Source organism: Cupriavidus gilardii, from assembly GCF_013314895.1.
Classification (GTDB): domain Bacteria; phylum Pseudomonadota; class Gammaproteobacteria; order Burkholderiales; family Burkholderiaceae; genus Cupriavidus; species Cupriavidus gilardii_C.
Genome location: NZ_JABTYE010000023.1, coordinates 1 through 14,043, shown reverse-complemented (window position 1 = coordinate 14,043; position 14,043 = coordinate 1). Strand labels below are relative to the sequence as shown.

14 protein-coding genes and 1 pseudogene are annotated in these 14,043 nt (G+C 69.7%); 4 read left to right on the top strand and 11 right to left on the bottom strand.

The genetic code is table 11. The features are described 5' to 3' along the window. Positions 1 to 14: 14 nt before the first annotated feature. The 4 genes from HTY53_RS19930 to HTY53_RS19915 all read right to left on the bottom strand — a co-directional run bounded on the left by HTY53_RS19930 (position 15) and on the right by HTY53_RS19915 (position 3,644). Positions 15 to 614 carry an ABC-type transport auxiliary lipoprotein family protein gene (locus tag HTY53_RS19930; RefSeq protein ID WP_238509790.1) on the bottom strand — a complete coding sequence of 200 codons (600 nt, stop codon included), beginning with the start codon at positions 612 to 614 and terminating at the stop codon, positions 15 to 17. A 71-nt stretch (positions 615 to 685) separates the two neighbouring features. Then, positions 686 to 1,645, bottom strand: coding sequence for an MlaD family protein (locus HTY53_RS19925; protein ID WP_174108234.1), 960 nt, complete (start codon positions 1,643 to 1,645; stop codon positions 686 to 688). Continuing rightward, positions 1,645 to 2,523, bottom strand: coding sequence for an ABC transporter ATP-binding protein (locus HTY53_RS19920; protein ID WP_174108232.1), 879 nt, complete (start codon positions 2,521 to 2,523; stop codon positions 1,645 to 1,647). Before HTY53_RS19920 ends, HTY53_RS19925 begins: the two co-directional genes overlap by 1 nt. Next, positions 2,520 to 3,644, bottom strand: a complete 1,125-nt coding sequence (locus HTY53_RS19915; RefSeq protein ID WP_174108230.1) for an MlaE family ABC transporter permease — start codon at positions 3,642 to 3,644, stop codon at positions 2,520 to 2,522. Before HTY53_RS19915 ends, HTY53_RS19920 begins: the two co-directional genes overlap by 4 nt. Positions 3,645 to 3,773: 129 nt before the next feature. Here HTY53_RS19915 and HTY53_RS19910 point away from each other — a divergent pair, with 129 nt between their 5' ends. Both HTY53_RS19910 and HTY53_RS19905 read left to right on the top strand, forming a co-directional pair. Then, entirely contained in the window at positions 3,774 to 4,688 is a 915-nt protein-coding gene (locus tag HTY53_RS19910; RefSeq protein WP_174108229.1) for a biotin--[acetyl-CoA-carboxylase] ligase, read from the top strand. Continuing rightward, complete coding sequence (locus HTY53_RS19905) at positions 4,685 to 5,572, top strand: type III pantothenate kinase (protein ID WP_254600035.1); 888 nt, start codon at positions 4,685 to 4,687, stop codon at positions 5,570 to 5,572. Before HTY53_RS19910 ends, HTY53_RS19905 begins: the two co-directional genes overlap by 4 nt. Before the next feature lie 116 nt (positions 5,573 to 5,688). Here the strand turns inward: HTY53_RS19905 and rfaE2 are convergent, their stop codons facing one another. From rfaE2 to HTY53_RS19870, 7 genes are all read right to left on the bottom strand, one after another. Beyond that, a complete protein-coding gene (gene rfaE2, locus HTY53_RS19900) occupies positions 5,689 to 6,189 on the bottom strand; it encodes a D-glycero-beta-D-manno-heptose 1-phosphate adenylyltransferase (protein WP_174108227.1) in 501 nt (166 codons plus the stop codon). A gap of 19 nt (positions 6,190 to 6,208) precedes the next feature. Next, positions 6,209 to 7,072, bottom strand: a complete 864-nt coding sequence (locus tag HTY53_RS19895) for an acyl-ACP desaturase (protein WP_174108225.1) — start codon at positions 7,070 to 7,072, stop codon at positions 6,209 to 6,211. Positions 7,073 to 7,244: 172 nt separating this feature from the next. Then, positions 7,245 to 8,447: a patatin-like phospholipase family protein gene (locus tag HTY53_RS19890; protein WP_174108336.1), complete on the bottom strand. Its 1,203-nt coding sequence runs from the start codon at positions 8,445 to 8,447 to the stop codon at positions 7,245 to 7,247. A gap of 47 nt (positions 8,448 to 8,494) precedes the next feature. Then, positions 8,495 to 9,460 (bottom strand): PhaM family polyhydroxyalkanoate granule multifunctional regulatory protein, encoded by a 966-nt coding sequence (locus HTY53_RS19885; RefSeq protein ID WP_174108223.1) that lies wholly within the window; start codon positions 9,458 to 9,460, stop codon positions 8,495 to 8,497. A gap of 110 nt (positions 9,461 to 9,570) precedes the next feature. Next, a complete protein-coding gene (locus tag HTY53_RS19880; protein ID WP_174108221.1) occupies positions 9,571 to 10,410 on the bottom strand; it encodes an enoyl-CoA hydratase/isomerase family protein in 840 nt (279 codons plus the stop codon). 146 nt (positions 10,411 to 10,556) lie between these two features. Next, positions 10,557 to 11,540 carry a fumarylacetoacetate hydrolase family protein gene (locus HTY53_RS19875; RefSeq protein WP_174108219.1) on the bottom strand — a complete coding sequence of 328 codons (984 nt, stop codon included), beginning with the start codon at positions 11,538 to 11,540 and terminating at the stop codon, positions 10,557 to 10,559. 90 nt (positions 11,541 to 11,630) lie between these two features. Next, on the bottom strand, positions 11,631 to 12,596 hold the full coding sequence (locus HTY53_RS19870; protein WP_174108334.1) for a tripartite tricarboxylate transporter substrate binding protein: 966 nt from the start codon (positions 12,594 to 12,596) through the stop codon (positions 11,631 to 11,633). Between the two features lie 386 nt (positions 12,597 to 12,982). Here HTY53_RS19870 and HTY53_RS19865 point away from each other — a divergent pair, with 386 nt between their 5' ends. Both HTY53_RS19865 and HTY53_RS19860 read left to right on the top strand, forming a co-directional pair. Then, positions 12,983 to 13,816, top strand: coding sequence for an IclR family transcriptional regulator (locus tag HTY53_RS19865; RefSeq protein ID WP_174108217.1), 834 nt, complete (start codon positions 12,983 to 12,985; stop codon positions 13,814 to 13,816). Next, positions 13,776 to 14,043, top strand: a pseudogene (locus HTY53_RS19860) (DUF3108 domain-containing protein); the annotation flags it as partial. The gene HTY53_RS19865 and the pseudogene HTY53_RS19860, both read left to right, overlap by 41 nt.

Genomic DNA, 14,043 nt, shown 5'->3' with positions numbered 1-14,043 from the left:
GCTGGCGTACCGGTTCAGCGTACCGGCAGCGTCGCCACCCAGTCGATGATCGCCGCGATCACGGCATCGGTGCTGCCGGCCAGTGCCCGTACACCGCCCGCACCGTCGGCGCTGGGGGCGGGCTGCTCGGCGGTGAAGGTCTTCTGGCCGATCATGCCGTTGCGCATCACGGTGGCGCGCACCTGGACCACGCCGCGGCTGCTGTCGGCGCTGTCGAACACCTGCTCGAAGTCGACGATATCGACCTTCAGCGCGGGCGCCTGCGTGTCGCCGCCCCAGCTCAGCTCGCCGCGCGCCGATACCGCTTCGCGCAGCCGTTCGTCGAACAGCCGCACCGGCGACATGATCCAGCGCTGCGTGGCATAGGGCTGCAGGCGCTCGGCCTGGGCATAGCGCAGCCGGTAGTGGATCGCGTTGCCGTCGAGCCAGGACGGGCCATCGGTGGACAGCACGCGCAGCGGCGGCAGGGTCTTGCCCGCGGCCGGCGCGGCGGCGGGTGGGCCGAGGTCGTAGGTGGTGCTGTGCGGCGTGGCGGGCAGCAGCGAGCAGCCGGCCAGCAGTGCGGCGACCAGCAGCGTGGCGACCAGCATTGCGCCGGCGCCGAAGCGGGGCATGGCGCAAAGGCGGGCAAGGCGGAGCGGGACAGCGTCGGTCATGGGCATCGGTTCACGGTGGACGGTTGGATTCACGGTGCGGTCCCCGCCGATGGCGCGCTGAAGCCGTCCTCGCCGGGACCGGGCGGGGTCGCCGAGCCGCCGAACAGCACGCTCTGCGGCCGTTCGTTGAACTGGCCGGCGGCGCGGTCCAGGCTGCGCACCGTCTGCCGCGCATCGCGCGCAAGGCCGTTGAGCTGCGGCAGGGTCTGGTCGTTCAGATTGTTGGCCGCGTGCTCGACCGAGCCCGCTGCGGCCCGCAACTGCTGACCGACGCCGTCGACGGTGCGCAGCAGCGTGCCGTCGGGACTGCCGAGCTCGCGGGTTAGCTGCTGGGTCGACTTCAGCGTCGCGTTCAGATTCGCGGTGACCTGCGGCAGTTGTCGCGCGGCCGGTTCGAGCGCACGCGCGACGCGCGCATAGTCGTCGACGCCTTCCTTGATGGAACGGATCGTCGTCATCAGCTCGCGCCGGTTCTCGCCCTGGAACATGTCGTTGAGCGAGGCCATCAGCGATTCGACCTGCGTCAGCAGCGAGTCGCCGCGCCGCTCCAGCTCCTCGAAGAAGCCCGGCCGCATCTGGATGCGGGCGACCGAGCGCGGCGAGGTCTCCAGCGGCGGCGACGGCGCGGTGCTGCCTTCCTGCGCGGCGGTATCGTCCAGCTGCACATAGGCGATGCCGGTCACGCCCTGCAGGCCCAGTGTGGCATAGGTCGTGCGCGTGATCGGCGCCTCCTTGTCGACGCTGATGCGCACGATGATCTGGCCCGGCACGGAGGCATCGAAGCGGATCGATTCGACCCGGCCCACCGTCAGGCCGCGGTATTTGACGTCGGCCTGCGGGCCGAGCCCGGTCACGGTCGAGCGCGTGACCAAGTCGTAGGGCACGCGTTCGGTGTGGTCGGTGCCGAACCAGAACAGCGCGAACAGCACCAGCACGGCCAGGCCGATGGTGAAGACGCCGGCGAGAAAGGCGTTCGACTTGTTTTCCATCACGAACCTCCAGCGTGACGGCCCATGGCCGCCACGTCCGATGCAGGGTTGGCGCCGGCGGGCAGCGCGCTGAGCGCCCGCCGGCCGCGTTCGCCGAGGAAATATTCGCGGATGAAGGGATGGTCGATCCTCACCAGCTGCGGGATCGGCAGCGCGGCCAGGACCTTGCGGTCGGCCAGCACCGCGACGCGGTCGGACAGCGCGACCAGCGTGTCCAGATCGTGCGTGACCATCACCACCGTCAGCTTCAGTTCGCGCCGCAGTTCGCGGATCAGCGCGACATAGTCGTCCGATGCCATCGGATCCAGGCCCGCGGTGGGCTCGTCCAGGAACACCAGTTCCGGCTCCAGTGCCAGCGCGCGGGCCAGCGCCACGCGCTTGATCATGCCGCCGGACAGATCGGCCGGCATCTTGTCCGCGTCGCGCGCCGACAGTCCGACCAGTTCGAGCTTGAGCAGCGACGCTTCGCAGATCAGATTGTCGGGCAGGCAGCGAAGTTCACGCAGCGGCAGCGCGATATTGTCGATCACCGACAGCGACGAGAACAGCGCGCCGCGCTGGAACTGCATGCCCCAGCGGTTGCGCATCCATTGCAGCCGCGCCGGGTCGAGGCCGGCGAGGTCTTCGCCGAACAGCCGGATGGTGCCGGCGGTGGGGCGCTCCAGGCCAACGATCTGGCGCAGCAGCACGGTCTTGCCGGTGCCCGAGCCGCCGACGATCGACAGCACCTCGTCGCGGTAGACCTCCAGGTCCAGCCCGTCGTGCACGACGGTGTCGCCGAAGCGCTTGACCAGCCCGCGCACCTCGATGATCGGCGTGCGGGCGTGCTGCCCGGTGCCGGTGCCGGTGTCCGCGGGGGTACCGATGATCGCCGTCATATGCCGACATCCTTGAACAGGATCGCGAAGACCGCATCGGCGACGATCACCACGGTGATCGCGGTGACCACCGAGGCGGTGGTCCCTTCGCCCAGGCTCTGCGTATTGGGCTTGATGCGCAGCCCGAAGTGGCACGCCGTCAGCGCGATCAGCATGCCGAACGCTACGCCCTTGCCCAGGCCCAGCCACAGGTTGGCGACCGGCACCGCATTGGGCAGCTCGCGCAGGAAGAAGACCGGGCTCAGGCCCAGCTGGACGTTCGAGGCCACCATGCCGCCGATCAGCGCCAGCAGCGCGGTCCAGGCCACCAGCAGCGGCATCGCCACGGCCAGTGCGATCGCGCGCGGCATGATCAGCCGGAAGCTGTGCGAGATGCCCATCACCCGCATCGCGTCGAGCTCCTCGGTGACCCGCATCACGCCGATCTGCGCGGTGATCGCCGAGCCCGAGCGGCCGGCCACCAGGATCGCGGCCAGCACCGGACCGAGTTCGCGGATCACCGACATGCCGAGGATATTGACGATGAAGACGCTGGCGCCATAGGTACGCAGCTGGCTCGCCAGCAGATAGGCCAGCACCACGCCGATCAGAAAGCCGACCAGCGCGGTGATGCCCAGCGCCTTGTAGCCGATGCTGTAGACATTCGCCGAGATCTCGCGCCACGGCCCGCGCCGCGGCGCCGCGGCGAAGCGCAGCAGGTCCAGCGACAGCTGGCCCAGCATCGCGATGCCGTTGCCGAGCTGCGAGAACAGCGACAGCACCGATGCGCCGAGCAGCGTGACCGGGTTGAAGCGGTCGACCATCCGTTTTTTCCAGCCGAGCCGCCGTACCGCGGCGATCCGCTCGAAGGCGCGGCGCTGGCCGTCGGTGGCCTCGAGATGGGCCGGAAAGCGCTCGCCCCAGGCCTGCCACAATAGTTGCGCGCCGATATGGTCGAGCCGGCCGATGCCGGTCAGCTGCCAGCGCGCCGCATCGGGAACGAGTCCCTGCAACTGCCGGCGCAGGTCATGGGCGCAGCGCGCCTGCGCCAGCGACAACGCGGTCCAGTCCCCCTGCAACTGCACGGCGGCGGTGCCGTCCTGTTGCGTGACAGCGATGTCCGGCTTCGTATAGCGTTCCAATGGCTGACCGATGTAAGGTGCGAAAGCCGATTTTAAGCCACGCGAGAGCAGCCGCCAAAGTCGCGCCGCTACAATGCGCATGGCCCGAGATCCCTCGGCCCCACCGGATTCCCGCCTTCTGCTGCCCGCATGACCGCCTCATCGACCGATTCGACCGATCCCACCGATTCGGCCCATTCCGCCGCGTCGTCGCCCCTGCCGCCCGTCTGGCGCATCGATCCCGTTCGCCTGCAGGCCGCGCTGGTCGACGACGCGCGGCAATGGCAGTGCGAACTCGTCGAGGAAACCGGCTCGACCAACGCCGATCTGGTCCAGGCCTGCCGCCGGGCGCCGTGGGCTGAGGGCGACATGCCGCCGGCCGGCATGCTGCGGCTCGCCTACCGCCAGACCGCCGGCCGTGGACGGCAGGGGCGGCCCTGGCAGGGCCAGGCGGGCATGACGTTCTCGGTGGCGATGCCGCTGGCGCTTCCGCCCGCGCGGTTGGCGGGACTGAGCCTTGCCGTCGGACTGGCGCTGGCCGAGGCCCTGAACGACTTCGACGCACGGCTGGGCAAGGCGGTCGACCTCAAATGGCCGAACGATCTGCAGATTGACGGCCGCAAGCTGGCGGGCATCCTGATCGAATCGGTGCCCGCGGGTCCGCAGCGTGTCTGGGCGGTGGTCGGCATCGGCCTGAACCTGGTGCGCGACGCCGCGATGGAGGCCGCGCTGGGCCGCTCGCTGGCCGGCGTCACCGAATGCATGGATGGATTCGATCCGCTGCATGGGCCGACGGATCTGCTGGCCGCGGTGCTGAATCGGCTGGCGGCGATGCGTAGCGCCTTCCTCGCGGATGGCTTCGCGCCGATGGCGCGGCGCTGGTCGGCGCGCGATGCCTATCGCGACCAGCCGGTGCGGCTGTTGCACGACGGCGCGGTGCAGGCCGAGGGCATGGCGCGCGGCGTCGACCACGAGGGCCATCTGCTGCTGGAAACCGCCAGCGGCCTGCAGCGGATCGCCTCCGGGGAAGTGTCGCTGCGGCCTGCGGACGAGGGGGTGCGATGAGTGCGAACGGCGGGGCGAAGGGCAAGGCCAACGCCAATGCCGACGGCGCCATGCTGCTGATCGATATCGGCAATACCCGCTTGAAGTGGGCCTGGTGCGAGGCCGCGTCGCGCGATGCCGCGCCCGCTGGCGTGCTGCCGGTGCCCTGGCGCGCCAGCGGCGCCTGCGGGCATGAAGCGCTGCCCGCCCTTGCCCAGGACTGGCGCGCGCTGGCCGATGCCGATGGCGGCCCGCGCGGCGTGTGGATCAGCAATGTGGCGGGCCCGATCATCGCCGCCGCGGTCGACGCCTTGCTGGCCGATGCCTTCGGCGGTCCGCCGGCGGTCCACTGGGCGCGGGCCACGGCGTCGCACGGCACGCTCGACAACGGCTATCGCGAACCGAGCCAGCTCGGCGTCGACCGCTGGGTCGGCAGCATCGGCGCGCGGCACCATCTGCCCGACGGCAATCTGCTGATCGTCACGGCCGGTACCGCGACCACGATCGACGTGGTGCTGGCACCCGACGGCCATCATGGCAGCGGCGGCACGCCGGCGCGCTCGCGTTTTGCCGGCGGCATGATCCTGCCCGGCCTGGCGCTGATGATGGGATCGTTGGCGCGCAATACCGCGCAACTGCCCGCGGTCGAGATTGGCGAAGCTCATGCCGCGACGGCGTGGGCCGACAACACCCGCGATGCGATCGCCGCCGGTTGCCTGGCGGCCCAGGTCGGGTCGATCGAACGCGCCTGGCGCATGCTGAGCGAGCGCGGTCCGGCCCGCTGCCTGCTGTCCGGCGGCGCGCGCGAGGCGCTGGCCGGCGCGCTGACGCTGCCCTTCGAGCGGCACGAGAATCTGGTGTTGCTGGGTCTGTCGGTGATGGCGGCGCAGCAGCGGGCGGACTGAGCGCAGGCTGGGCGCGGGCTCGGTGCGGGCTCGGTGTGGGACAAGCGCGGGCGCTGGCCGACAGCACGACGGCCGTGAGCCGGCTCGCGGCCTCAGCCGCTCAACTGCTCGATCGCTCAGGCACCCTGCCGGACCTTGTGCAGCAGCTTGGTGGTCGAGCGGTCGTGCAGGAAGGGGATCGCGTAGGCCTGGCCGCCCCAGCTGCGCACCAGCCGGGTTTCTTCCAGGGTATCGATCTCGTAGTCGCCGCCCTTGACGTAGATGTCCGGGCGGACCACGCGAATCAGTTCGACCGGCGTCTTCTCGCCGAACATCAGCACCAGATCGACCGATTCGAGCGCGGCCAGCAGCGCCATCCGGTCGGCCTCGCCATTGAGCGGGCGATCGTCGCCCTTGCCGAGCATCCGCACCGAGGCGTCGCTGTTGACGCCGACCACCAGGCAGGCGCCCAGCTGGCGCGCCTGCGCCAGATAGGTGGCATGGCCGCGATGCAGGATGTCGAACACGCCATTGGTAAACACCATCGGGCGCGGCAAGGCCGCCAGGCGCCGTTGCAGCGCCTGGGGATTGTCGGTCGAGGCGATCTTGGCCTCGAAGGCCGGGGAGGAGAGCGTCATCGCAAGGACGGCGCCGGCGTCAGGCTTCGGCGGGGTTGGTGCCGCCGTTGGCTTGCAGCCGCGCGTTCAGTTCCTTGCGATAGCGGTTCAGGTCCTGCACGGTCTCGAAGGTGCGCTCGAACAGCAGCGACATGTTGTGCAGGATGCGTTCGATGACCTTCTTCTCCCAGCCTTCGTCGAAGCGGATCTGCTTGTCCAGCCAGTGCTCGAGCCAGTCCGGATCGGGCAGGCGCGACTGCACGGTGTCGTTCGGGAACAGCGCCTTGTTGACGTGCAGATTGGTCGGATGCAGCGGCTTCTCGGTGCGGCGCGCCGACGCCATCAGAACGCCGATCTTGGCGAAGGCCGAGCGCGCGTTGTCGCCGAACTGGTTCAGATACTTCTTCATGTAGCGCAGATAGGCGCCGCCATGGCGAGCCTCGTCCTGCGACAGCGTGCGGTAGATATGCTTGATCACCGGTTCGGTGTGCCATTCGGCGGCACGGCGGTACCAGTGGTTCAGGCGGATCTCGCCGCAGAAATGCAGCATCAGCGTTTCGAGCGGGGGCGCCGGATCGAATTCGAAGCGCACCGCGTGCAGTTCTTCCTCGGTCGGGACCATGTCCGGGCGGAAGCGGCGCAGGTACTCCATCAGCACCAGCGAATGCTTCTGCTCCTCAAAGAACCACACGCTCATGAACGCCGAAAAGTCGGAGTCGTGGCGGTTGTCGCGCAGGAACATCTCGGTGGCCGGCAGGGCGGACCACTCGGTGATCGCGTTCATGCGGATGGTTTTCGCCTGATCGTCCGTCAGCAGGCTGGCATCGAAGGAATCCCAGGGGATGTCCTTGTCCATATGCCATCGGACCGCTTCCAGCGATTTGAACAGTTCGGGGTAGAGCATGGTAAGCCTTTGAAATTACGGGCAGATTCTACCAGATGCGAATCATTCCTATAGACCTTTTGCAGGCCGTCCGCAAGTTGCGGCGCGAACGGTTCGATGCCGCTTGCCAGGGCGGACCCGCCGCAGCCTGCCACAGCCAGCTGTCGGCATTGTGAAAACCACTGAAACCGCGTCAGGCCAGCGCCGAGGCGGGCGGCGAGCCTGCCTCGCTGGTCGCCGGCGCGCTGCTTGCGGCCGGTGTGCCGGGGATTACGCCGTACAGGAAAGCGGCCAGTTCGTCGCCCTGTGCCCCCGCGTCGCGCTCGCCAAGGGCGATCAGCGCCTGCGTGAACTCGGGCTCGAACAGCAGGTAACTAGCAAATGCCGCGCCTTTCGCTTCGGTGCCGCCCAGCGGCGCCAGCAGCGCCCGCACGGTGCGCGGCAGCCGCTTGACATGTTCGATCGCCAGCGCCTCGATCGGCTCGCTTGGCGAGATCGTCATCACCTGCACCGGCCGCCAGCCTTCCCGATCGTTGGCGACCTCCGGCATGCGCGCCAGCAGCGTGTTGATATGCTGCAGCCGCTCCACATCGGTCGACAGCCCGTCCAGGAAGATGCTGGCCAGCGCCTGGCCGCCGACCTGCGCCAGCGACGGATAGCCGCCTGCCGGCACGGTGTCGTACCAGCCGGCGCGCTGACGCGAGGCCGCGCCGATCGCCAGGATGCGGGAGGCGCCCAGATGGATGGCCGGCGACAGCGGCGACATCTGCCGCATGGTGCCGTCGCCGAACCACTCGTGGTGACCGTCCAGCTCCAGCGGGGTGGCAGGGAACAGGAAGGGGATCGACGACGAAGCCAGCAGATGGTCGACGCCGATGCGCGCCGCCACCGCGACGCGCTGGCTGCGGCGCCAGGGCTGGATGCGCCGGTGAGACTGGTAGAAGGTCACGTGCCGGCCGGTCGAATACGACAGCGCGGTGATGGCCAGCGCCTGCAGATGGCCGGCGTCGAGGCTGCCTTGCACGCGCTCGGGGTCGAACAGCTCGCTGAGCAGGCTGTCCAGCGGCTTGTTGTCGAACAGCGAGCGGGGCGCGTGCTGCAGCGCCCAACCGACCGCCAGCGCCGACAGCCAGCGGGCGCCCGAGATGCCGACCCGCAGCACGTCGGTGCGATAGACGTCCTCGGCATGGATGCTCGACCACAGCGCGGCCAGCGTTTCGGTGGCGCGATCGAAGTCGCCGGCGTCGATCGCCAGCCCGGCGCCGTTGATCGCGCCGGCCGAGGTGCCGCAGACGATCTGGAAGGGATTGCGCCCGCCCAGGCCATGGCGGGCGGCCAGGCGCGCGATGCCGCGCAGGACGCCGGCCTGGTAGGCGGCGCGCGCGCCGCCGCCCATCAGGATCACCGCGGTGGTCTTGCTCGCTGCCAAGGCGCGCTCCGGCGTCAGTGCCCGTTATTCGCCTTGCCGCGGCGTGCCGGCTTCGCGGTCTTGCCGGCCGGCCTTGCCCCGCCGTTGGAGGCGCCGTTGGAGGCGCCGTTCTTGCTGCCGCTGCTGCCGTCCTTCGCGGTGCCCGCCGTGCTGCCGGCGCTTGCCGCCTTCGCCGTCGTCCTGGTGCGGCCCCGGGCCGTCGGCCGGGCGGCAGTTTTGTCGGACTGCGCCGACGGTTCCGCTTCGTTCGCGCTCGTGGCTCCGGGCGAGCCGCTGCTCTGGGCCGCCGCACCCGCTCCCGGCTGGCCTGCGCCGAAGGCGCCCAGGTTGTTCAGCGAGGCCAGGCTCGCCGCGGCGGCGCTGCTGGCAATCTGGTTGAACTGCTTCTGCAGCATGTCCCACCACAGATTGGCCTGCGGCGGTGCCGATGCCCCTGTCCCTGTGCCTTTCGCTTGCGAGGGTCCGGCCTGCTGACCGCTCCCTGGCTTGCCGTGTTCCGGTGGGGGTTCGTGGTCCGGGATGTCGTCGTCATCCTGATCCGGCGTGGCCTCCATCTCCGCCATGTCGGCCAGATCGCTCGGATCGATGCCTTCCGCGCCGGCGGCAGGCTGTGCCGGGGGCGGTGCCGAAGGCCGCCGCGGCGGCGCCGCGCTTGGCGCGTTGGCCGCCCGGGCGACGTTTTCCATCGCGCTTTGCAGCGCCTCCGGCGACAGCGCCTCGCCGACCGTCTTCAGCGCGACCAGCGTCGCGCGCTGGACCTCGAGCCCCTGAATGGTGGTGCGCAGCAGGTTGGCGTTGAGCTGCAGCCAGCTTTCGACCGCCTTCAGGTCATGGATGCGCTTGTCGACCTCGTCCAGATCCATCGGCGGCGTCATCGCCTGCAGGCCCGGCATCAGCCCCGTCGGCATGCCCGCCGCGTTGCCCCACATCTTGCGCAGAAATTCGAAGCCGTCGTTGAAATCGGGTATCTGTCCAAACATGGTCTGTGCTCCGCGGTGGGGCCATCGTCATTGGGTTGGCGCGCTGCCAGTGCATCCCGCGCGCACTGGCTCGCGCTGGCTCGCGCTGGCTCGCGCCGGCTTGCGCCTGCTTATGCGCCGAAGCGCGGCGGCCGTTTCTCGCGCAGGCTGGCCACGCCCTCGCGGACATCGGGTCCGGCAAAGCCCATGAACTCGAGCGCCAGCGAGGTATCGAAGGCGGGCCCGGCCATGCGCAGCCAGTTGTTCAGCGCGTACTTGGTCCAGCGGATCGCGCTTTCCGAACCTTCGGCGAGCCGGTTGGCGATCTCGAAGGCCTTGGCCACCAGCTCGCTCTCGTCGACCGCCAGCGAGACCAGGCCGATGCGCTCGGCTTCCTCGCCGCTGACCGACTCGCACAGCATCAGATAGTACTTGGCCTTCGCCATGCCGCACAGCAGCGGCCAGACGATCGCGGCGTGGTCGCCGGCGGCGACGCCGAGCCGCGTATGGCCGTCGACGATGCGCGCGCTGCGCGCGGCGATCGAGATATCGGCCAGCAGCCCGGCCACCAGCCCGGCGCCGACCGCCGGGCCGTGCATCGCCGAGACCACCGGCTTGTCGCAGTTGATCACGTTGTAGACCAGGTCGCGCGCCTCGTGCCAGACGCGCGAGCGGGTGTCGAAATCGTTGGCCATGTCCTCGACCAGCGCCAGATCGCCGCCGGCCGAGAAGCCCTTGCCCTCGCCGCGGATCAGCGCGACGCGGATCTGCGGATCGGCCGACACGTCGCGCCAGATCTCGGCCAGTTCGCGGTGCATGTTGGCGTCGGCGGTAGCGAGCTTGCGGTTGGCCGATTGCTGGGCGCCCATCACGATCTCGAGGATCGGGCCGTGCTGACGCAGCGTCAGCGCCTGATAGCGGTCGTAGCGTGAGGAAGGGGCGGTGCCGGTGGCGGCTGGAGTGGCTGTCATCGCGGGTGGAGCTCCTGGCGGTGGAAGGAGGCACGGCAAGCGGCCGCGCCGGACCCGGCAGCAGGAGAGCGGGCCCGAGTCGGGCCCGCGTCAATTCCCCAACCGGGCGGTCGGAGAATTATAGGCGCAACGCCGCGCGCCGCCGATCAGGCCGGCGCGGCCACCACCTGGTCGATCGCGCCGAAGATCGAGCGGCCTTGCGCGTCGAACATCTCGATCTTGACCGCGTCGCCGTACTGCATGAACGGCGTCACCGGCGCGCCGCTCTCGATCGTCTCGAGCGTGCGCTTCTCGGCGATGCAGCAGTATCCCTTGCTGCGGTCGACGTTGGAGATCGTGCCCGAGCCGACGATGCTGCCGGCCCGCACATTGCGCGTCTTGCAGATATGGGCGATCAGCTGGCCGAAGTCGAACACCATGTCGGTGCCGCAGTCGGGCGAGCCGACCTTCTTGCTGTTCCACCAGACGTTCAGCGGCAGGTGGACCTTGCGCTCGCGCCAGGCCTCGCCGAGCTCGTCGGGCGTGACCGCGACCGGCGAGAACGCCGTGGCCGGCTTGCTCTGGAAGAAGCCGAAGCCCTTGGCCAGTTCGGCGGGGATCAGATTGCGCAGCGACACGTCGTTGGCCAGCACCAGCAGCCGGATGCCTTCGGCCGCCTGCTCGGGCGTGGCGCCCATGCGCACGTCGCCAGTGATCACCGCGACCTCGGCCTCGAAGTCGATGCCCCACGCCTCGCTGGCGCAGACGATGTCGTCGCAGGGGCCGAGCAGTTCGTCGGAGCCGCCCTGGTACATCAGCGGATCGGTCCAGAACTCCGGCGGCATCTCGGCGCCCCGTGCGCGGCGCACCAGCTCGACGTGATTGACGTAGGCCGAGCCGTCGGCCCATTGATAGGCGCGCGGCAGCGGCGCCATGCACTGGCGCGGATCGAACGCAAACGGATGGCGGGCACGGCCCGCGTTCAGCGCGTCGTACAGGTCCTGCAGCTGGGGCGCCAGGAAGTGCCAGTCGTCCAGCGCGGTCTGCAGCTTGCCGGCGATGTCGGTGGCATAGTGCGCGGTCTTCAGATCGCGCGACACGACCACGAGTTGTCCGTCGCGCGAGCCGTCCTTCAGGGTGGCCAGTTTCATCGGGATTCCTGCATCAAGAACGACGCCGGCATCGCGCCGGCGTCCGGGATGGCTGAAGCGGCGCCGGCCATGCCGGCCGCCGCGAGGGCGTCAGTCTACCGTGATGCCCTTGGCCTTGATCAGTTTGCCCCAGCGCTCCGCCTCGCTGCGCGCGTAGTGCGCGAATTCGTCGGGCGTGCTGGAGACCGGCTCGACACCGATGCCCTCGAAACGCTTCTGTACCTCGGGCTGCTTCAGCGCCTTGACCAGTTCGGCGTTCAGCCGGGTCACCACCGGCTGCGGCGTGCCGGCCGGGGCCACCACGCCCTGCCAGGCATAGGCCTCGAAGCCGGCGACGCCGCCCTCGGCCACCGTGGGGACCTGCGGCAGCGCGGCGAGCCGCTTCGGCGTCGCGCTGCCGAGCGCGCGCAGCTTGCCGCCGAGCACGTTCTGCTGGCCTGCCGCCAGATCGAGAAACATCACGTCGACCTGGCCGGCCAGCAGGTCCTGCACGGCGGGGGCCGCGCCCTTGTACGGAACGTGGGTCATCCTGACGCCGGTCTGCTCCATGAACAGTTCCATCGCCAGATGGTGCGGGCTGCCGGCGCCGGGCGAGGCGAAGTTGACCTTGCCGGGGTGCTGGCGCGCATAGTCGACGGCCTCCTTCAGCGTGCGCGCGGGGAAGTTCGGGTTGGCGACCAGGATCAGCGGAAAGCGGGCAATCATGCCGACATGGACGAAGTCCCTGGCCGGGTCGTACGGCAGCTTTTTGTACAGCGACGGGTTGGCCGCCAGCGTCGCGGTGTCGGCCGTCAGGATCGTGTAGCCGTCCGGCTTGCTGTGCGCGACGGTGTCGGCGCCGACGATCGTCGCCGCGCCCGGACGGTTGTCGATCACCACCTGCTTGCCCAGCGCGGGCGAGATTGCCTGGGCCAGCGTGCGCGCCACCACGTCGGTGCCGCCGCCGGCGGGGTAGGGCACCACCCAGCGGACCGGCTGGCTGGGCCAGGCCGGCTGGGCGGCGGCCGGACGCGGCAGGACGGCGGCCATGGCCGCCAGCGCGGCGGCACTGAGCATGGCGGCGTTCAGCAGGCGACGCAGCTTCGACGGGGAAAGGCGCGCGGTGCGCGCAGCGGCGAACGGGGCTGGCATGCGGGTCTCCGGGAGATGTTGTGGTGCGGCCGTGATTTCTGGACCGGCGCTGTCGGGTGTTTTCGGGCGCTTTCAGGCACTCTCGGCGATTTAAAGCGCGGTCAGGCACGCTTTGCGCAGTCTAGCGACGGATTAAAAACTGGTAAATCGATTTCGCTATAGTAAATTTACGGATCGAGGCGTAGCGCGACGTGCCGGAATCGAACTATATTGCCGCGCTTGCCCGCCAACCGGCGTGGCCTGTCCGCGGCCCGTCCGTGGCCGTCCGTGCCCGAGCCCGTGCCCCAATCCTGCCCGCCCTGTTTCGACGCATGACCGAAATCGACGAAGACGACGCCAAGCTGCGCACCGGCATCCAGTCCATCGAAGTGGGCTTCCAGCTGCTCAAGGCGCTGGCCGCCTCGCCGCGCGCGATGATGCTGCGCGACCTGGCCGCCGCGGCCGACATGAATCCGGCCAAGGCGCACCGCTATCTGGTCAGCTTCCAGCGGCTGGGCATGGTGGCGCAGGATCCGGTCAGCGGACGCTACGACCTGGGGCCGTTCGCGCTGCAACTGGGTTTGGCCGGGCTGAACCGGCTCGATCCGGTCAAGAAGGCGCGGCCGATCCTGTCCCAGCTGCGCGACGACATCGACCAGACCGTCGGCATCGCGGTCTGGGGCAACCACGGCCCGACCGTGGTGCATTGGGAGGAGTCGAGCCATCCGGTCACCGTCAGCCTGCGGCTGGGCGACGTGATGCCGATGCTCAATTCGGCCACCGGGCGACTGTTCGGCGCCTATCTGCCGCGCCAGCAGACGCTGCCACTGATCGAGCGCGAGCTCAACGAGCGCCGCGACGACAACCTGCCGGACCTGCCCCGCTCGCTGGCCGACTACGATGCAGTGTGCGCCGACGTGCGCGCGCACGGCGCGGCCCGCACGCTGGGCGGCGTGCTGCCCGGCATCAACGCGATCTCGTTTCCGGTGTTCGATGCCAGCGGCCACGTCGCGATGGCGCTGATCGTGCTGGGCGCCCAGACCGTATTCGATGCAGAATGGGGCGGAGCGATCGACCGCCGAGTGCGCGAGATTGCACAACGGATCTCGACGGAGCTTGGATATCTTGGCGGGACCCCGCCGACCGGAAACGCCGGTCACGCCTGATGCGAAACGTGCGCGCCGCCTGCGCTGGGCGGTCGCGCTGGCCGTCGTACTGATCGCCCATGCGCTGGTGCTGATCGGGCTGGTGCGGATGCCGGGTCCGCTGATCCCGCTGGACGCGGTCGACACGCCGGCGCTCGAGGCGATCCTGCTGCCGCCCAAGCCGGTCGCCGTGGCGCCGGCCCCGCCGCCACGTCCGCGACCGCCTCCGCCCAAACCCGCTCCCGCTC